16 protein-coding genes are annotated in these 19,422 nt (G+C 52.9%); 6 read left to right on the plus strand and 10 right to left on the minus strand.

Annotation, left to right across the window (positions count from 1 at the left end):
- Positions 1–22: 22 nt before the first annotated feature.
- Positions 23–487, minus strand: coding sequence for a hypothetical protein (locus tag AYI87_RS04835; RefSeq protein ID WP_144200072.1), 465 nt, complete (start codon positions 485–487; stop codon positions 23–25).
- A gap of 179 nt (positions 488–666) precedes the next feature.
- On the opposite strand from AYI87_RS04835, the gene ubiD reads away from it, so the two are divergent.
- Positions 667–2,148, plus strand: a complete 1,482-nt coding sequence (ubiD, locus tag AYI87_RS04840) for a 4-hydroxy-3-polyprenylbenzoate decarboxylase (protein WP_144200074.1) — start codon at positions 667–669, stop codon at positions 2,146–2,148.
- A gap of 134 nt (positions 2,149–2,282) precedes the next feature.
- Entirely contained in the window at positions 2,283–2,981 is a 699-nt protein-coding gene (gene fre / locus AYI87_RS04845) for an NAD(P)H-flavin reductase (protein ID WP_144200076.1), read from the plus strand.
- Positions 2,982–3,070: 89 nt separating this feature from the next.
- Here the strand turns inward: fre and nhaC are convergent, their stop codons facing one another.
- Complete coding sequence (gene nhaC / locus AYI87_RS04850) at positions 3,071–4,591, minus strand: Na+/H+ antiporter NhaC (protein ID WP_186300551.1); 1,521 nt, start codon at positions 4,589–4,591, stop codon at positions 3,071–3,073.
- Between the two features lie 417 nt (positions 4,592–5,008).
- Between nhaC and AYI87_RS04855 the strand changes: the two genes are divergently transcribed.
- Together AYI87_RS04855 and AYI87_RS04860 are read left to right on the plus strand one after the other, a co-directional pair.
- On the plus strand, positions 5,009–5,587 hold the full coding sequence (locus AYI87_RS04855) for a nucleoside triphosphate pyrophosphohydrolase family protein (RefSeq protein ID WP_144200078.1): 579 nt from the start codon (positions 5,009–5,011) through the stop codon (positions 5,585–5,587).
- Between the two features lie 229 nt (positions 5,588–5,816).
- Positions 5,817–6,353: a thioredoxin family protein gene (locus AYI87_RS04860; protein ID WP_144200080.1), complete on the plus strand. Its 537-nt coding sequence runs from the start codon at positions 5,817–5,819 to the stop codon at positions 6,351–6,353.
- A gap of 50 nt (positions 6,354–6,403) precedes the next feature.
- On the opposite strand, the gene AYI87_RS04865 is transcribed toward AYI87_RS04860, so the two are convergent.
- The 3 genes from AYI87_RS04865 to rhlB form a co-directional block, all read right to left on the minus strand.
- Positions 6,404–9,133, minus strand: coding sequence for a TonB-dependent receptor domain-containing protein (locus tag AYI87_RS04865; protein ID WP_144200082.1), 2,730 nt, complete (start codon positions 9,131–9,133; stop codon positions 6,404–6,406).
- Positions 9,134–9,420: 287 nt separating this feature from the next.
- Entirely contained in the window at positions 9,421–10,353 is a 933-nt protein-coding gene (locus AYI87_RS04870; RefSeq protein ID WP_144200084.1) for an exopolyphosphatase, read from the minus strand.
- Positions 10,353–11,660, minus strand: a complete 1,308-nt coding sequence (rhlB, locus tag AYI87_RS04875) for an ATP-dependent RNA helicase RhlB (protein WP_144200086.1) — start codon at positions 11,658–11,660, stop codon at positions 10,353–10,355. Before rhlB ends, AYI87_RS04870 begins: the two co-directional genes overlap by 1 nt.
- 171 nt (positions 11,661–11,831) lie before the next feature.
- On the opposite strand from rhlB, the gene trxA reads away from it, so the two are divergent.
- A complete protein-coding gene (gene trxA, locus AYI87_RS04880) occupies positions 11,832–12,158 on the plus strand; it encodes a thioredoxin TrxA (RefSeq protein ID WP_088903634.1) in 327 nt (108 codons plus the stop codon).
- A gap of 230 nt (positions 12,159–12,388) precedes the next feature.
- A complete protein-coding gene (rho, locus tag AYI87_RS04885; RefSeq protein WP_011864143.1) occupies positions 12,389–13,654 on the plus strand; it encodes a transcription termination factor Rho in 1,266 nt (421 codons plus the stop codon).
- Between the two features lie 62 nt (positions 13,655–13,716).
- On the opposite strand, the gene AYI87_RS04890 is transcribed toward rho, so the two are convergent.
- The 5 genes from AYI87_RS04890 to AYI87_RS04910 all read right to left on the minus strand — a co-directional run bounded on the left by AYI87_RS04890 (position 13,717) and on the right by AYI87_RS04910 (position 19,150).
- Positions 13,717–14,640 (minus strand): LysR family transcriptional regulator, encoded by a 924-nt coding sequence (locus AYI87_RS04890; protein WP_144200087.1) that lies wholly within the window; start codon positions 14,638–14,640, stop codon positions 13,717–13,719.
- A gap of 181 nt (positions 14,641–14,821) precedes the next feature.
- On the minus strand, positions 14,822–15,553 hold the full coding sequence (locus AYI87_RS04895; protein ID WP_144200089.1) for a fumarate reductase iron-sulfur subunit: 732 nt from the start codon (positions 15,551–15,553) through the stop codon (positions 14,822–14,824).
- Positions 15,550–17,556, minus strand: coding sequence for a fumarate reductase flavoprotein subunit (locus tag AYI87_RS04900; RefSeq protein ID WP_144200091.1), 2,007 nt, complete (start codon positions 17,554–17,556; stop codon positions 15,550–15,552). The genes AYI87_RS04895 and AYI87_RS04900 overlap by 4 nt, the downstream gene beginning before the upstream one ends.
- Before the next feature lie 46 nt (positions 17,557–17,602).
- Positions 17,603–18,274, minus strand: a complete 672-nt coding sequence (locus tag AYI87_RS04905) for a fumarate reductase cytochrome b subunit (RefSeq protein WP_144200093.1) — start codon at positions 18,272–18,274, stop codon at positions 17,603–17,605.
- Positions 18,275–18,427: 153 nt separating this feature from the next.
- On the minus strand, positions 18,428–19,150 hold the full coding sequence (locus AYI87_RS04910) for a fumarate reductase cytochrome b subunit (RefSeq protein ID WP_011864138.1): 723 nt from the start codon (positions 19,148–19,150) through the stop codon (positions 18,428–18,430).
- Positions 19,151–19,422: the final 272 nt, after the last annotated feature.

Genomic DNA, 19,422 nt, shown 5'->3' on the forward strand with positions numbered 1-19,422 from the left:
AAGAGAAGCAACAGAATGACAGCTACTTAAGCTTGACGTAGCTGTCGCTATTCCAGTCGTAGATATATTCCACCCCTTGCCATTCATATACCGTCCTGCCCTCTTTCACCCTCACCCTAGTATTAGCTGGCAGGCTCTTAATGGCATCGCTCTGGGTAAAACTTGTGGTGACTTGCTGCGGCGGTGCGATGGGTTTCGGCTTGCGGTATTTGCGCGGCTGGTAACGATAGGGGTAACGCCAGCCATCACGCCAATAGCCATAGCTGCCATGGCGCCAGTAGGGAAAGCCAGTGCCTATGCCGATACGCCAGCGCCAGGGATCATAGAAGTCTCTGTCCCAGTCGGGGCGATACTCCCAATCTGGGTCCACGCCAAAATCAGGATCTATCTCAAATTCATCGTCTATCTTGAACGCCCAGGCAGAGTTAGACACGGGCGGCAAGGCGCCGAGCCAGAGCACGCCCGCCAGGAGCAATAAAGGTTTCATATCGGGCTTCATCTTGCCACCTCACTCTCAAGGGGTTTACCGCATCTTACCCTTAATTATACCCCCTGAAAATCTTGCCATGCCGGGGTCGCAAAGCCGACGCAAGCTATTTGGGAATAGCGCCCATAAATGGTATAGTGCGCGCCATATCACATTTTTCTCAACGCGAGTATTTCCAAATGAGTTTTAAGGATTTACGCAGTTTTATCGATCACCTCGAAGCCAATGGCGAACTTAAGCGTATCGCCCACCCTGTCGATCCCCATCTGGAGATGACAGAGATCGCCGATCGTGTGCTGAGAGCCAAGGGCCCGGCGCTGCTGTTTGAAAATCCTGTCGGCAAGACAATGCCTGTGCTGGCCAACTTGTTTGGCACCCCAAAACGCGTTGCCATGGCCCTGGGCAAGGAAGATCCCCTCGCCCTGCGCGATGTGGGTGAGCTGCTGGCCTTCCTCAAAGAACCTGAACCGCCACGCGGCTTTAAAGATGCCATCTCCAAGATCCCTATGTTCAAGCAGGCGCTGAACATGCCGCCAAAGACGGTGCGCAACGCCCCTTGCCAGGAGGTGGTGGTCAGCGGCGATGAGGTGGATCTCACCAAGCTGCCTATTCAGCACTGCTGGCCTGGCGACGTGGCTCCGCTGGTGACCTGGGGATTGACCATTACCAAGGGCCCGAGGCAAAAGCGACAAAACTTAGGTATCTATCGCCAGCAGCTACTGGGCAAGAACAAGCTGATCATGCGCTGGCTGGATCATCGCGGCGGCGCACTGGACTTCAAAGACTTTAAAGAGCAGCATCCGGGCGAACGTTACCCGGTTGTGGTGGCGCTGGGCGCCGACCCCGTGACCATCTTAGGCGCCGTAACGCCAGTGCCTGACGCCATGAGCGAATACGCCTTTGCCGGCCTGCTGCGCGGCGAGCGCACCGAGGTATGTAAGGCGCTGAGCTGCGATCTCGAGGTGCCCGCCACCAGCGAGATCATCCTCGAAGGTTATATCGAACCGGGCGAGATGGCCGAAGAGGGCCCCTACGGGGATCACACGGGTTACTACAACGAAACCGACGAGTTCCCCGTGTTCACAGTGACCCATGTCAGCCATAGACGCGACGCCATCTACCACAGCACCTATACCGGCAGGCCACCCGATGAGCCTGCCATGCTTGGGGTGGCACTGAACGAGGTGTTCGTGCCTATCTTGCGTAAGCAATACCCTGAGATCGTCGACTTCTATCTGCCGCCCGAAGGCTGCTCTTATCGCATGGCGGTGATCTCTATCCGCAAGCAATATCCAGGGCACGCCAAGCGGGTGATGATGGGCGCCTGGTCCTTCCTGCGCCAGTTTATGTACACCAAGTTCATCATCATAGTGGATGAGGATGTCAACTGCCGCGACTGGAACGATGTTATCTGGGCAATCACCACCCGGATGGATCCAAAACGCGATACCGTCATGATAGACAACACCCCTATCGACTACCTGGATTTTGCCTCTCCTGTGGCCGGACTCGGCTCCAAGATGGGGATGGATGCCACCAACAAGTGGGAAGGGGAAACCAACCGCGAGTGGGGCACCCCAATCGTCATGGACGAAGCGGTCAAACAGAGAATCGATGCTATCTGGGATGACCTGGGCATAGACGATGCCCCGACACTATAATCAATATCAGGCGTAAACTAATCGTCTGAATTTTAAAAATAAATCAAAGAAGTTAACCCTTTGAATACCTGAACAATTTAATCGGGTATTCAGAGGTGCTAAACCTCCACAGAGAGGGTCTGAAAGGAAAACGAATGAACACCATACGCTGTAAAGTTGAACATGTTACCGCCTTTAATGATGCCGTCTATCAGGTAGCATTAACCCCAGAAACCAGCTTTGAATTTCAGGCTGGTCAGTACCTTTGCGTCGTAATGGGTGAAAAAGATAAACGTCCCTTCTCTATCGCCTCGGCGCCGGGTAGCGAGCAGATCGAGCTGCACATTGGCGCGGCGGTCAGCGAGAGCTACCCCATGCAGGTGGTCGAACGTTTACAGCAGAGCGAATATATCGACATCGAGGCGCCGGGCGGCGAAGCCTTCCTGCGCAGCGACAGCCACAGACCACGACTGCTGATCGCCGGCGGCACTGGCTTCTCTTACATCAAGAGTATCGTCGAGCAAGCGATTGCCCTGGATCAGAAGGTCGAAACCACCCTCTACTGGGGCTGTCGTAATCAGGACGCCATGTACTATGAGTCGCTGGCGCGCCAGTGGCACCAGGATCACCCCTGGCTACATTTCGTGCCCGTGGTAGAAGAGTCGACGCCAGATTGGCAGGGTAAGACGGCCAATCTGTTGGCCCAGATCAAGCAAGATTATGTCAGCCTCAACGGCTACGACATCTATATCGCCGGTCGTTTTGACATGGTCGGCGCCGCCCGTGAAGTCTTCCGCGAGATAGGCGTCGAAGAGGAACATCTCTACGGCGACGCCTTCGCCTTCATCAAGTAAGCCCTATCAGCTCTTAGCACTATCACCTAAAAGCTCTGGCAACTCATAGCCCTGGTCTGCGAGACCGGGGCTAAGTACCTAATTTAAACCTAGGCCACGGCCTCCACGGCTTCACTATCATCGAGCCGCTCGATCTTGAAGTCATAGTAGGCGTAGGCCGCACTGACGAAAGGACAGATGAGGTTAAAGAAGGCGAAAGGCAGATAGGCGATGGTCGCCACGCCTAAGGTGCTGGCCATGTAGGCGCCACAAGTGTTCCAGGGCACCAAGGGGCTGGTGATGGTGGCCGAATCTTCCAGAGCACGGCTCAGGTTAACCGGCGCCAGACCATGCTTCTCATACTCGACCTTGAGCATACGACCCGGCAGCAAGATGGCAATAAACTGATCGCCCGTGATCAAGTTGGCGCCGATGCAGCTCGCCAGGGTGGTGATGATCAGGCTGCCGCTGGATTTTACCAGGCGCAGCACGCCTTGCAGCAGACGCTGCAGCAGACCTGTCTTTTCCATCACGCCGCCGAAGGCCATGGCGCAGAGGATCAACCAGACGGTATTGACCATGCTGCTCATGCCGCCGCGGCTCAGCAGGCTGTCGAGCGTCTTATCACCCGTGTTGGCAGTGTAGCCATCGAACATGGCAACCCAGATCCCCTTCACCAGGGCGACCATAGTCGGCAGGCTGTCGTCGTTGACGAACTTGATCACGCCGTCAAACTGAAACAGCGCCGCGCAGATGGCGCCGGCCAGGGTACCCAGAATCACGGTCGGGAAGGCGGGTAACTTCTTGTAGGCCAGCACTAACACCACCAGCAGGGGCAGCAGCAGATGAAGGCCGGGATGATACTGGGTCTCGATACGTGCCATGGTCGCAGCCAGATCCGTCGCCACGCCGCTGCTGTCGCTGTTAAGGCCGATAAACAGGAAGCCTATCAGGGCAAGCAATATGCTCGGAGTCGTGGTCCACACCATGTGGCGAATATGGCCAAACAGCTCGCTGCCGGCAACCGCGGGCGCCAGGTTAGTGGTGTCTGACATGGGCGACATCTTGTCACCAAAGTAGGCGCCGCTGATGATGGCGCCGGCGGTGATCTCGACGCTCAGCCCCATGGCACCGGCGACACCGATTAGGGCGATACCTAGGGTGCCGGCGACCGTCCAGGAGCTACCGATACTCAGGGCCACCACGGCGCACAGTAGGCAGGAGGCGGCATAGAAATAATCTGGGTTTAAGATCTTCATACCATAGAAGATCATGGTCGGCACGGTGCCGGCCAGGATCCAGGTGCCGATCAGGGAACCGACCGAAAACAGGATCAACAGGGCGCCTGTGGCCAGGGAGACACTCTTGACGATACCCGCCTCCATCTCCTTCCAGCTATAGCCGTTCTTCACCCCGATAACCAGAGTAATACAGGCCGCCATGATCAGGGCAATCTGGTTGGCACCATAGGAGCTGTCGGACGAGAAGAGATACACAGAGGCCGTTAACATACAGACCAGGGCGATAATGGGGATCAGGGCATCTAGTAGCGTCGGCTGCTTGTGGCGTATAGCCGACGCGGGACTCGAATCTCTGCCAGGCTGTTCTGGCGACTGCTGATGAGAGGTCATGGGTAATCCTTATTATAATTATGGGGTTTCCTATTCTTCTCCCCGGCGATCAAACCAGCCAATTGAACTATGAACGGGCCGTTTCATCGCCAGACGGGTCAAACATAGTTACACATTTTTAACAATCCAGTCCAGACCGGGCGGGCATATCGACGCCATGAGACCATAGGGCTTATGTCCCATAAAGCGTACAAATTCACCAAGAGCGGCTTTTTGAGACTGGTTATGCAGGATATCCACATATATCCCTGGCTTTCCTCATGGGAAAAAAGTCACCCAGACAGCAGGTAATCCCCTATTCTCGCGGTCGTATACCGCTAACCCAGCCGGTATAAGGGAGCTAACTTTCAATTAGCGACCGGTTAAATTAAAATTGCCGCCACGCATATAGACACTCAAGACCCATAAGGCACACAGATGAAACTGACCGCACTCGATCAGCCCCTTTACGACCACCTCTACCGCGACATCCACCAGTTCCGCTCCACCTTCGATCTGCCTATCGAAGATGAGTCCAGCCTGGATGAGCAGGCCGATACCCTGCACACCTCACTCGCCATCGAGGAATTAACCGAGCTGGCCGAGGCCGATAGCCGCGTCGAGCAGGCCGATGCCATCGTCGATTCTGTCTATGTACTCATGGGCCGCCTGGTGCATCTTGGCGCCACGCAGATGAGTGATCGCCTGGAGATCAGCTATGTGATCGATCTGCTGCTGCATGTCGCCAAGAACCGCGACATCGACTTCGTCCGCTGCTGGGACGAGGTGCATTCGAGCAACATGAGCAAGGTGTGTCGCAACGAGCAGGAGCTGGAAGAGACCATAGCTCACTATGCCAAGCAGGGCGTTGAGATCGTTGGCAGCCGCAAGGGCGACTTCATCATCGCCAAGTGCGCCAAAGATGTGGAGATGGCCGGCAAGGTGGTACGTCAGGGCAAGGTGCTCAAGTCTGTCTACTATCGCCCGGCCGATCTGGCCAAGCTGGTCGCCGCTTAACTTACTGTAGGTGGCTCGCAGGGTTAACACCTTGTTGCCAAGCGCAGAGAATTTCTGCAATTTAGCGACAAATGTGTGAAGCCCTGCGCTAAGCTATCGACCATGGCGTGATCCAGTTAACAGCTCGCCGCATTCGCGCTACTCTCGGTGCAACTTAGATGATTGAATAGCATCAGAATGAAATGAATTCTCAATTCTGGTTTTTGTCTACGGGCCTGAGGTACTATTTATGACCAATAATATTAAAGCATTACTTGCCACCACAGCGCTGTTCTTTAGCACTCAGGCACTGGCAAATAATGGCTGTGCATTCGATGAAAAGCAGGAAGGCTTTATCGCCACTTGCAGTGAGGAGAAACAGGAAGTGATACTGACCGGCGAAGTACAAGCCCAAACCTTAGTCACAGAGCTTGATGATTTCACCCAGGGCTATAAGAGCTACCAGGTCGACGAGGCCGCCATCGCGCCAATCAAGAAGCTGCAGACACCAACCGAGATTGTCGTCATCATAGGTACCTGGTGCCCAGATTGTCACCGTGAGACGCCGCGCTTCATCCGCATCATGGAAGCGGCCAACAACCCGAACATCAAGGTGACCTACATAGGGGTGGATCGTAAGAAACTCGACCCAGAAGGCCTAGCTGCCAAGTATGATTTTACCCGCATCCCAACCTTCATCGTGAAGCAGGATGGCAAGGAGATAGGTCGTATCGTCGAGCGTCCAGAAACCTCTCTCGAGGTGGATCTGGCGAAGATCCTCGACTAAACCCGCACCAATAAAAAAGGCCGCAACTGCGGCCTTTTGCTCTATAAATATTAGAAAGACTGACGGAATCCAGCCCAATAGGTCCGTCCACGAATATCATACAAATTACCGTTGTATGTACCATCGTATTTGAACTTAGGATCTTCATCTGTAAGGTTAGTAACACCTAAGGAAATGCTATTGTTCCAAGGCAGAGTGTAGGTGTAAGTAAGGTTATGATAGAAAACAGAATCAACTTCATAAAGTTGTCCATCATCAGCGGTCTCACCAGCTTCGGCGTCCCAGCTTCCTTCTACTATATCCCAACTCTTTTGAGAGCCAATATAGTTACCAAAGTAACTCAGCGCGTGATCGCCAAAACTATAATCAGCGGTTAGATTTATTCTGTGGGCAGGGGTATCTTCGCGACCGGCATAATCATCAGACAAGATCTGCGCACCTGCCTGCGAATAGGACGACTTATACTTTAAGAAATAAGACCAGCCCAAGCCAAATTTGAAGTCACCGTAGTCAGAACCAAAACCTGCGCCCAGTTTTACGTCTATCCCTTCTCGTTCACTTAATCCAACGTTAAGTTTCTGACTGACAACATAATCAATCTTACCGTTACCGATTTGGCTTATTGAGGTACCAGGATATACGCTAGAAACATCAGGGCGAGGTTCCCCATTGGCATCAGCAAGTTCCCATAGTTTTGCCTGAGTTCTTACGATTTCACTCGCATCAAGCTCTGATATGAGGTTAGTCGTTTCCAATGACCAATAATCAACCGATAGGTTGATTTCGTCTGTCACTTCCCAAACCACACCGATATTGTACGATTCTGACTCTTCAGGCTTTAACGCCTCATTGCCACCAGTTCGGGTTGCGCCATAATCCCAGCGATCACAGGTATCAATGTCTTCGCCTTCTTTATAACAGTTGAGGTAATTCTTAATATAACCAAAGCCTTCAGAAGTGCCTTGATACAAGTCAGACAAGGTTGGAGCACGGAAACCGGTTCCCCAAGAGCCACGCAGTAATAGCGAGTCTATAACGTTATAACGAATAGAAACCTGAGGATTAAAGGTACCCCCAAAATCAGAATAATCATCGTAGCGACCGGCAAGGTTCAACTCTAGGCTGTCAATAATGGGCAAAACAACCTCGAAGTATGCCGCTTTAACATCACGCTCACCCGCACCACCAGAGCCACCATTGCCACCAACTATCTGACCTGCTTCGGCTAACGCATCTACTTTAGAGTCCAGTGTTTCTTCGCGATAAGAAGCACCGATATACATGCCTACATCTCCGGCTGGTAACTCAAATAAGTTAAAAGAAAGGCCGCCATTAACATCCAAATAAGACGCTGACATCCGCTTATCATAGTTAGCCGTTGCCCCAGGAGGTAAGGCTGAGTTTGGATCTCGAGGGTCCCAACCTACGAAAGAGTTTGTATCTTCATCCCAATGACCAACAAGATCTGTCGTCGCCCCTTTTAATTGATAACCAGTTCCCCAAGTGTAGTTATCATATTTGTTGTAATTAACTGCGACATCCCAATCGAAATGCTCTGCTGAACCATCTAGTCCTATGAGGAAATCATAAATATTATCGTGATGCTCTGCGACCCTGTCGCCAGCCGTATCAAATCGATAATTCATTCCTGCACTAGGATCTGCAACCAATTCGACAAGCTCTAACCCCTCTGGGGTCGTATAGGCGGGCAGCCCTTCGGGAATACTGATAGAAGCAGGTACAGGCGCCGAAATATCCTTTGTCTCATTCGATGCCCAATAGGCTCTCGCGGTCAATTCAATGCTATCGGTTAACTCGTAAGAATAGTGTATTAATGTATTATTTCGAGTTTGGCCAACGGATGTTGCGGCCGCTTGGGTGTAATCGTAGGCACATAGTGTATCACCTGGATAATCACTATCAATCAAAGAGCCGACAAAAGCCTCGCCATAAACATCGGCACAGCTCTTTTCGGAATTTGAAAACGGTGTTGAATAAACCCAACCGCCCGCATCACCTTGCGTGAGCACACGGCCAGTAGGGCTGATATTGACCCAATCTTGATAGTCTTCAGGGTTGCCACCTTCTTTGACAAAAGGTCTGGTATACCAGCGATCCTTCTGCATGATTTTTTGTGACTCATAATGCTCAACAGTAAAAACCAGATGTCCCTTCTCTGAATCTAGACCACCAGTGAACGACATGTTGGAAGAGTCCCCCCCCTCTTGGGTCGGTCTATCCATACGAGCATCAAATTGAATACCCTCAAAATCTTTCTTGAGAATAATATTAACTACACCGGCTATAGCATCAGTTCCATAGATAGCAGATGCGCCGTCGGTAAGAATCTCGATACGCTCTACCGCAGCCATTGGAATCGTATTGATATTAGCCGCACCACCATCCATTACTGGAGACTTAGCCATACGCTTACCATCTAACAAGGTTAGCGTATGAAAAGCAGAAGCTCCCTTAAGCTGTACTGTTGCTTGCGATCCCCACCCATTGTTGGAACCGCCGCCCCATGAGCCAAAGGCATTCAAATTAGAACTACGCAACGCATCACCCACAGTCGAAAAGCCTGATTTAGCCAGCTCATCTGCGGTAATGGTAGTGATAGGGCTAGCCCCTTCCATGTCAATGCGCTTTATTCGCGAACCAGTCACTTCAATACGCTCAACAGTCTCATCACTATTGTCGGCGGCAAACGTCGGAACAGCTATCGCAGCTAAACCACCACAGGCCAAACTCACGTATTGAGCCAGTCTATTTAACTTCATTGTATTCTCCCTTCCTCATTATTTTTTATTAGCATCCAAGCCACTAATTTAGGTTCAAGTAGGTACAGAACTCAGACGCAACAAAAACATAACACAAAACACATATTTTATACAATCTTCAATATACAAAAGATCTTCATGTAGAGAAGCGGAGAAGAGAAAAGGCAGGTCAAGCAGATAAGTAAATGAAATTATTCAAATAATTTAGATATTGTTTAGTAAGAAGGGAGATATTACGAACTTGAAGGGGGCATCTAAATGTTGGCAATCGCCAATAAAAGGCAGAACTAGGCGGCCAATACTCGCTGGGCAAGTTGATGCAGCACGCCTTCTCTCAAGGCGCCGCCGGAGAGATTGAGGGACTGAATGTCGAGCAGATTAAACAGGGCAGATAGTATGGCTAAGCCGGCGGCGAAGGTGGGCGCGCGCTCACTATGCAGGCCGCGAATGTCTCGCAGGCTCACATCTGTCTGTGCCAGCACCTCCCCCCTGAGATCGGCTAGCACTGCCGGGGTAATGGTCGCGGAGACGCCGCGATCGTTGAGTAGCTCCACCACGGACTGCACAGTCCCCGAGGCGCCGACCACACAGTGCCAGCCATAATCGGTCAGCTGTCTGCGATAGTCACCCAGGACGGTCTCGACCTGGCTCTGGGCCGCATCGAAATCCAGTTGCTGAAATGGGAAGCTGTTGAAGAATTTATCCTTGAAGGTGACACAGCCCATGGGAAGGCTGGTCTTAAGCAGCACCTTATTGCCATCACCTATGATGAACTCGGTACTTGCGCCGCCGATATCGATCACCAGGCGTCGCCCCTCACCTTGAGTGGTGGCGACCATGCCCTGATAGATAAGCTCTGCCTCACGCAGGCCAGAGATGATCTCTATGGGTTGTCCCAGGATAGGTAAGGCAGCCTCGCAGAAGGCATCTGCGTTGCCGATACTACGCAGGGTCGCCGTGGCGATGACGGCGATATTGTCACGACTCACCCCTTCTCGGTCCAGCATCTGCGAGAACATCTGCAGACAATCCAGGCCGCGCTCAAACACCTCGGGGCGGAGCACACCATCAATGCCTATCCCCTCGGCAAGGCGTACCTTGCGCTTATACTTGGCCACTACGGTCGGCTTGCCGGCGCGGGTTTGCGCCACCAGCATATTGAAACTATTCGAGCCTAAGGTAATGGCCGCATACAAGGGACTGACGCCAGAGTGCTTCATTAACTGTGTCTACGGGTCCTGTCGTGGCGTCTCGGACGTGCACCTGGACGGCCACCCTGTGGCTTACTACCACCCGAACGGCCTGCAGGACGTGGCGAATGCTTGCGATGAATGCGCACTGGTGGCGGAATATCATCGAGCAACGCTTCGCTGTCGTAGTTAGTCACAGGAATGCTATGTTGAATATAATTCTCAATAGCCGGCAGGTTCAGGGCGTACTCTTCACAAGCGAAACTGATAGAGACCCCTTTCTGACCCGCACGTCCGGTACGACCGATACGGTGGACATAATCTTCACAGTCATCGGGCAGATCATAGTTATACACGTGAGACACGTCTGAGATATGCAGACCGCGCGCGGCCACGTCTGTCGCGACCAAAATATCCAGCTGACCCTCGGTAAACTGCTCGAGAATACGGATACGTTTCTTCTGTGGCACATCGCCGGTGAGCAGGCCAACTCGGTGACCATCACCCTCTAGGTGAGCCCAAAGGTTTTCGCAGCTGTGCTTAGTGTTAGAGAACACGATAGCTTTTTCTGGCCAATCTTCCTCAATCAGAGTAAGCAGCAAGCGCATCTTCTCTTCCTGTGAAGGATAGAAGATCTCCTCGGTGATGTTTTTAGACGTCTTCTCACTTGGCGCGATCTCGACCTTCTCGGGATCATTCATATGATCGTAGGCCAGCTCCTGCACCTTCATCGACAGGGTCGCCGAGAACAGCATATTCAAACGCTCGTTGGCGTCTGGCATACGTCTAAAGAGGAAGCGAATATCTTTGATGAAACCGAGATCGAACATGCGGTCGGCTTCGTCCAACACTACCGCCTGTATGGTGCTGAGATTGATCACCCCCTGACGCACATAATCTATGATGCGGCCAGTGGTACCAATCAGGATATCGACGCCCTTGTCCAACACCTTGCGTTGTACTTCATAACTCTCGCCGCCGTAGACAATACCTACCTTGAGGCCGGTATGTTTCGCCAACAGCTCAGCATCCTTGGCGATCTGAATAGCCAGTTCGCGGGTCGGTGCCATCACTATGGCTCTGGGCTGATTGAGTTGACGTCCGTCGGGAATGGGGGTGGTTAGCAGATGATTGAAGGTTGCGACCAGAAAAGCCAGGGTTTTACCTGTACCCGTCTGTGCTTGGCCTGCGATATCTTTATGCTGGAGTAAAATCGGTAATGATAATGCCTGGATAGGTGTGCAATATTCAAAGCCGCTTTCGACTAATGCCTGTTGTATCTCTGGATGTAGAGAAAAGTCGGCAAACTTTTGATTCGTTAAATGTGTTTCGCTCATAGCGCAAGCATACCAGTTAGGGTTGCAATAAGGAACTCGATCGTTTGAAATAACGGCTAATAAAAAAAGACCGTTGAAAGCCGCGAATAACTCTTGAAAAGCGAATTTCAGACCCAATATACAGCTTAAGCCATTAACAAACCAGCAATGGCACCCTAACTGGAGAACATCATGAGCGATAAAATTATTACCCTAAGCGACGACAGCTTTGAAAACGACGTTTTAAAATCAGATCTGCCAGTCCTCGTTGATTTCTGGGCAGAATGGTGCGGCCCTTGTAAAATGATCGCCCCAATCCTGGATGACGTTGCAGACGAATATGCCGGCAAGGTAACTATCGCTAAGCTAAACGTAGACCAAAACAACGCCTCTCCGGCTAAGTACGGCGTACGTGGCATTCCAACACTGCTTATCTTCAAGAATGGTGAGCTAGCCGACACTAAAGTAGGCGCCCTTTCTAAGACTCAACTTAAAGAGTTCATCGACGCACAACTATAATGCTTCGATCCCTATGACATTTTTGTCATAGAAAGTGATTCTCGACACAGCTTGGTCAAGTAATTGTGTCGAGGGTCGCTAAATTTCTAGACGCCCTGCTCCTATAGTGCTACTTTAATAACCAGAAACTTTCTCATTAACCACACCTCGCTATTTCGATTAATATCCAAACAACTTTATGCTATTAGTCCCAAAATAGCTTTGTCTCGCAATATACAAGACCCACCACGATGAATTTATCAGAATTAAAAGAGAAGTCGATTTCAGACCTAGTCATTCTGGCTCAGGATATGAAAATCGAGAACATGGCCCGAGCCCGCAAACAGGACATTATTTTCGCAATCCTTAAAGCCCACGCCAAAAGCGGTGAAGATATTTTCGGTGGCGGGGTACTCGAAATCCTGCAAGATGGTTTTGGTTTCCTTCGTAGCGCAGACGGTTCTTACCTGGCAGGTCCAGACGATATCTATGTTTCACCGAGCCAAATTCGCCGCTTTAACATGCGCACCGGTGATACCATTTTTGGTAAAATCCGTCCCCCGAAAGAAGGTGAACGTTATTTCGCGCTACTGAAAGTCAGTGAAGTCAACTTCGACAAACCCGAAAACTCCCGCAGCAAGATCCTCTTCGAAAACTTAACCCCACTTCATGCAGAAGAACGTATCCGAATGGAACGTGGTAACGGTTCAACCGAAGATATTACCGCCCGTATTCTCGACCTCTGCTCGCCAATCGGTAAGGGCCAACGTGGCCTGATCGTGGCGCCGCCGAAGGCAGGTAAGACCTTGCTGCTGCAAAACATTGCCCAGAGCATCACCTACAACAACCCAGAAGTTGTGCTGATGGTACTGCTGATCGACGAGCGTCCAGAAGAAGTGACCGAGATGCAACGCCTGGTAAAAGGTGAAGTGGTCGCCTCTACCTTCGACGAACCAGCCAGCCGTCACGTACAGGTAGCCGAGATGGTTATCGAGAAGGCTAAGCGTTTGGTAGAACACAAGAAAGACGTAGTGATCCTGCTCGACTCTATTACCCGTCTGGCACGCGCCTACAACACAGTGATCCCTTCATCAGGTAAGGTTCTTACCGGTGGTGTGGACGCCAACGCATTGCACCGTCCTAAGCGCTTCTTCGGCGCCGCTCGTAACATCGAACATGGCGGCAGCCTGACCATTATCGCCACCGCGCTGGTCGATACAGGCTCTAAGATGGATGAAGTGATCTACGAAGAATTTAAGGGTACGGGTAACCAGGAACTTCACCTGTCTCGTAAGGCCGCCGAGAAGCGTGTCTTCCCAGCTATCGACTTCAACCGCTCGGGTACCCGTCGCGAAGAGAAGCTGACCACACCGGACGAGCTACAGAAGATGTGGATCCTGCGTAAGATCCTCAATCCTATGGACGAAGTCAGCGGCATGGAGTTCCTCATCGACAAGCTGGCCATGACCAAGACCAACGAAGAGTTCTTCACCGCGATGAAACGCGCTAAGTCCTAAATTAAGTCCCAATATTAGTCTTAAAACGTTATCGATAAAAAGCCGCAAAGATGCGGCTTTTTTTATGCCTGCTGAGTAAAAGCTGCGGCGAGGCGCTGGGCGCGCTGCTGGCAGCGCTGACGCAGATGCTCCCTCAGGGTCAGCACCAGAGGTGTCACATGTTGCCGCCCGGGACATACAAGATAGAGATCGGCGCTCTCGCCGCTGTACTGGGTCAGCAGCGGCACCAGGGCGCCGCAGGCCAGGTCATCCGCCAGATCCAAAGATGACTTATAGACGATCCCCTTCCCCGCCAGCGCCCACTTGCGGGCGACTTCGGCGTCGTTACAGGTGCGATTGCCAGACACCCTCACCCTGTGACTCTGACCATCGCGATAGAAACACCATTGGTCGTGGGTCTTCTCATCTAACATGAAAAACAAGCAGTTATGCTTCTCCAGATCGCTCAGGGTCTCGGGGCGACCATGGGCAGCTATATACTCGGGCGAGGCGCACAGGATGCGCTGGGCCGAGCAGATCTTAAAGGCCACCAGGCTAGAATCCTTTGGGGTACCACTACGTAGGGCCACATCTATCTTGTCGTGATAGAAGTTGGTCAGGCTGTCGGCGAGATGCAGCCTCAGCTGTAACCTGGGATATTCGTCCATCAGATGATCCAGCCAGGGCAGAATATAGTTGCGCCCGGCATCGGACGGCAGGGCCACACTCAGCTTGCCGGCAATCTGCGACTTGGCGCAGGCCAATGCCTGCTCGCCGAGACGCAAGTCCTCCAATGCCCGGCGACAATAGCTGAGGTAACGCTCGCCGGCATCGGTCAGCCTCAGGCTACGGGTGCTGCGGATAAAGAGCACGGTATCCAGCTCCTTCTCCAGCCGCTTCAGGCTGGCGCTAGCCACCGCCGCAGAGATCTCCAGCTCCACCGCCGCGCCGCTCAGGCTGCCGCAATCGGCCACCCGCACAAATAACAATAGATCATTGACCTGCATCGCCTGTTTCCCCGCCGCGTTCTGCACTCTCTTTGAGTGAATTTCTATTAAGCATAGACTGGCTAAAAAGCTTACTTTTATCAAAATATTTTTGATAAAAGTAAGCCTATTGGTGGATTTGGTGCCAATAAAAAAGCCTGCTCAGGCAGGCTTTCAAAGGTGTGCACAAACAGCTTAGGGCTTATACCAAGGCGGTCGCCATCTTGCGCCTGAGATAGGCAATCTGCTGCATATGCGGCAGGTCTTTAGGACAGTTGTCCTGACAGCCCAGCAGGGTCATGCAACCGAACACCCCATCCTGATTGCCTATCACGTGATAGAAGTCTTCCACGCTACGGGCATCGCGGCTGTCGAGCTCGAAGCGGGCGATCTTCATCATGCCCACGGCGCCGACGAAGGTGTCGCGCATCTGCTTGGTGGCACAAGCCGAGACACACACACCACATTCGACGCAGCGCTCCAGCTCGTAGAGCTTGGCGGCCTCCTCGGGATCCATGGGGGCCTCGATGCGGTGAATGTCCGCCTCGTCGTTTCTCGGATGCAGCCACAGTTTGAGACGCTCTGCCAGCTCACGCATAAATTTGCCTGTGTTAACCGACAGGTCGCCGATCAGCTCGAAACCCGGCAGCGGCATCAGGGTGATCTCCCCCTTAGGATACTTGCTTGTCAGGGTGCGACAGGCCAAGGTGGGATAACCGTTGATCACCATGGCGCAGCTGCCGCAGATCCCGGCGCGGCAGACGAAATCGAACTGCAGTGACGGATCCTGCTGCTCACGCAGCATGTTCAGCGCGATAAACACCGTCATGCCCGGCGCCTCTTCCAGCTGATACTTGACCATCTTGGGCTTATCGTCCGGCATCTGAGGATCATAACGGAAGATATTAAAGGTTAGTGTACGACCCTGACTCATTTGCTTTCTTCTCCAAGCTGCTGTCTGTTTCCGAGCGGCTTATCATGCAAACGCTCATTCTTCTCTCTAAGGGATTCTGGCACCTCGAACGGCATCAGCGCGTGCTGGCGCTCATGGCGATCGGCATCTTCGCCCAGGTTACTCAAGATCTCGACTATCTGTTTCTCCCGCTTCTCTGTGTCCGGATGGGCGATGGCGTTGTTGATACCATAGCCACGATAGCCAGGTGGCAGCTCCATCTTCATCACATCCAGCTGTTCGTAGTCCAGCTGCGGACGGGTGGCGTCACTGCTCGGCCAGGAGGAGAGCGTGCGGTTGAGCCACTCTTTATCGTTACGCTGTGGATAATCTTCACGGGCGTGGGCACCGCGGCTCTCGGTGCGCGCCTCGGCGCCGCAGGCAACCGTTAACGCCACCTTGAGCATGCGCTTGACTCTTAATGCCTCCACCAGCTCTGGGTTGGCATGGCGCTTCTTGCACTTGAGGCCCAAGTTACGCGAGCGGATCAGCAGAGCCTCTAACTCCTCAACCGCCTTGGTCAGCTCTGGGCCATTACGGAAGATGCCCACATAGTCCATCATGATGCGCTGCATCTCGCGCTTAAGCTCATAGGCAGACTCACTGCCCTGCCCCTCCACCAAGCCATCTATCTCATCGCGTACCTGAGCCACGAAGCGCTCGGCCAGCGAGGTGTCGATTTCCAGGGTGTTCTCTTCGCAGAAGTCGGCCACATACTTGCCGATGATCATGCCGCCCACCACTGTCTCTGCCAGCGAGTTGCCCCCCAGGCGGTTAAAGCCATGCATGTCCCAACAAGCCGCCTCACCCACACTGAACAGACCCTTTAGCTGTGGACTCTGCCCCTTGGCGTCGGTGCGTATGCCGCCCATGGAGTAGTGCTGGGTCGGACGCACAGGAATCCAATCTTCGGCGGGATCTATGCCGAGGAAGTTCTCGCAGATCTCTTTGACTTCGCGCAGGTTGGTCTCCACGTGCTTGCGACCAAGCAGGGTGATATCGAGCCATAGGTGTGGACCATAGGGGCTATCGACCCCTTTACCTTTACGCATATGCTCCGTCATGCGGCGCGATACTACGTCCCGCGAGGCCAGCTCCTTCTTCTCCGGCTCATAATCAGGCATGAAACGGTGACCATCTTTGTCTCTGAGCAGGCCCCCGTCACCGCGGCAGCCTTCGGTAGTCAGAATCCCCACAGGCACGATCGCCGTCGGGTGGAACTGCACCGCCTCCATGTTACCTAGGGTCGCCACGCCGGTTTCCAGCGCCAACGCCTGGCCTATCCCCTCGCAGATGATCGCATTGGTGGAGACCTCATAGATACGGCCATAGCCACCAGTGGCGATAGTGGTGGACTTGGCCACATAGGCGCGCAGCTCACCTGTGATCAGACATCTGGCCACCACCCCATGGCAACGCTTGCCATCGTGGATCAGCGCCAACGCCTCGACTCTTTCGTGTACCGGAATATCCAGAGAGATCGCCTTGTTGTCCACGGCGTAGAGCAGCGAGTGACCGGTACCATCAGCGGTATAGCAGGTGCGCCACTTCTTGGTGCCGCCGAAATCGCGGGCGTTGATCAGGCCATGGGCCTCCTCGGCCTCTTCGATGGTGACCTTCTCGGCATTCACCACCACCTGACGTGGCCCCTTGGTGACCCGCGTCCAGGGCACGCCCCAGTTTGCCAGCTCACGCACCGCCTTGGGGGCACAGTGGGCAAACATGCGCGCCACTTCCTGATCACAGCCCCAGTCCGATCCCTTTACCGTATCTTGGAAATGTACGTCTTCATCGTCTCCCATGCCCTTAACGGTATTTCCCAGGCTGGCCTGCATGCCGCCCTGGGCCGCGGCTGAATGGGAACGCTTGGCGGGGATCAGTGACAGCACCAGGGTATCCAGGCCGCGTTCCTTCGAGGCGATGGCGACCCTTAGTCCCGCCAGTCCGGCGCCCACGACTAAAGAATCGGTATATATCAGTTTCACACTTGCTCCTTACGAGGGATAAGAGATCAAATTAGCGTCTAATGGGTTAGCTGGCGTAGGGCAGGAAGGCAAGTAGAGAGGCCAGACCTATCACCACAAACACCACACTCACTATGGTTTTTATTTTTTTAATTCGGGCGCGGGCGTCGATGGCGCGCTTGGCGCCCCACTTGATGGCCACGCGATAGATGCCGATAGCGGCATGCAGTTCTACACACAGAAGCAGCGGCAGATAGACCATCCAGACCCCTTGGTTCCAGATACGGTCTGCGCTGCCCACAGGGCCTATGGTTTCCGGCGCGCTGCCGATCAACCAAAGATGCACAGGCAGCAGCAGAAAGATCCCCACGCCGGTGATCGCCTGCCACACCCACAGCTTGGTGTCGTCATGGTGGATCACGCTCATCTGCTGACGCAGCGCCCGCTGCTGTTGCAGATTCAGCGGCATCTTATGCACGGCAACCAACACATGGATCAACGCCAGTAGCGCCACTATGATGGCGATGCCCGACACCACCCAGGGATAACCATGACCATCGGCGCTGAGGAAACTCAGCTCCATGGTTCGCGCCACAAATGTCATGGCATCGGCCCCCAACAGGATTGAGGAAACCAACACCAGATGTGTCCAGAGGAACAACGCCAAGATGACACCAGAGACACTCTGGCTCATATCGAGCCAACCGCTTACATTATTATTTTTTTTCGCCAGCGACATAGGCACTCCTGTGAAAAGTGGGAAAAGTGCGAGACAAACAGATTTAAAAACAGCTAGCCTTAATGTCGCTCACAAACCCTACTGAAACCGTGAGATAGATCAAAACACAATCCGATATTTTATAATTTGCTAATCTACCCCGCGCCTACACAGTTATGGCACAAATGGCGTAATTGGCAAGACGAGTGATCGGCCTATCATGATGTACGAGATGAGGCTCAAGATGCCCAGGGTCATCAGATAGATGATCAACACCTTGATCGCCTTTCTCAGCCCCTTACGGTGACGGATTAGTCCCCACTTCACCGCCACACGGTAGAGGCCTATCATGGCGTGCACCACCACGGCGGGCAGCAACAGGGCGTAGAGCAACCAGGCGTTGGCGTGATAGACACGCTCGGCCGACAGATGGGGGCCGATCTCCGGGTTGGTTATCATAGTAAAGATGTGCACCGGCGCCAGGAAAAACAGGATGAAGCCTGTCACCAGCTGCCAGAACCAGGCGTGGCTGTCTTTATGTTTTATCCCCTGCATGTGATTACGCAGCGCGCGCCATTGCCCCAGCTGGGCCGGGAAGCGACGCAGCGCCACCGCCGCATGCAGCATCACAACCAGCATGATAAAAATAGAGAACACCTTGGTCACTATCGGCATGCCATGGCCTGTGCTGCTGAACATGCCGCCTTCGAGGAACTGCACCACGTGATAGAAGGTCTCTTTACCGAAGAGAATGCTCGACTCGAAGTGCAGATGCGCCAGCAAAAAGCATCCCAATAAGATGCCGGTGGCACTCTGTATTCTGTCAGCCTTGGCCGACCAGGGACTGCCCAAAGCAGCGTAATGTGTGTGTTGGTACTGCAAGCTGTTAACCTTCATGATCTTTCTGCGCCTAGTGTCGGGATCTACACCATACCAACAAGTTTTTAGCTGCCTATACGAACAGCTGAAAAGCGTGAGACACCTCACCCTGCTAAGGTGGAACATTTGACGTCGATCACAAACAACCCACCCACAACGAAACAAAGGTAAAACCAATTAACCAATAATAATCAGTAATTTAAACACTTATTTCAAACAATACAATCAACCACGAGCAAGTCAAAATAACCGATTGAATTTAGATGCTAAATCCCACAAATCTCAGTTTC

The sequence above is a fragment of the Shewanella sp. KCT genome, assembly GCF_007636505.1.
In the GTDB taxonomy this organism is placed as follows: Bacteria; Pseudomonadota; Gammaproteobacteria; order Enterobacterales; family Shewanellaceae; genus Shewanella; species Shewanella halotolerans.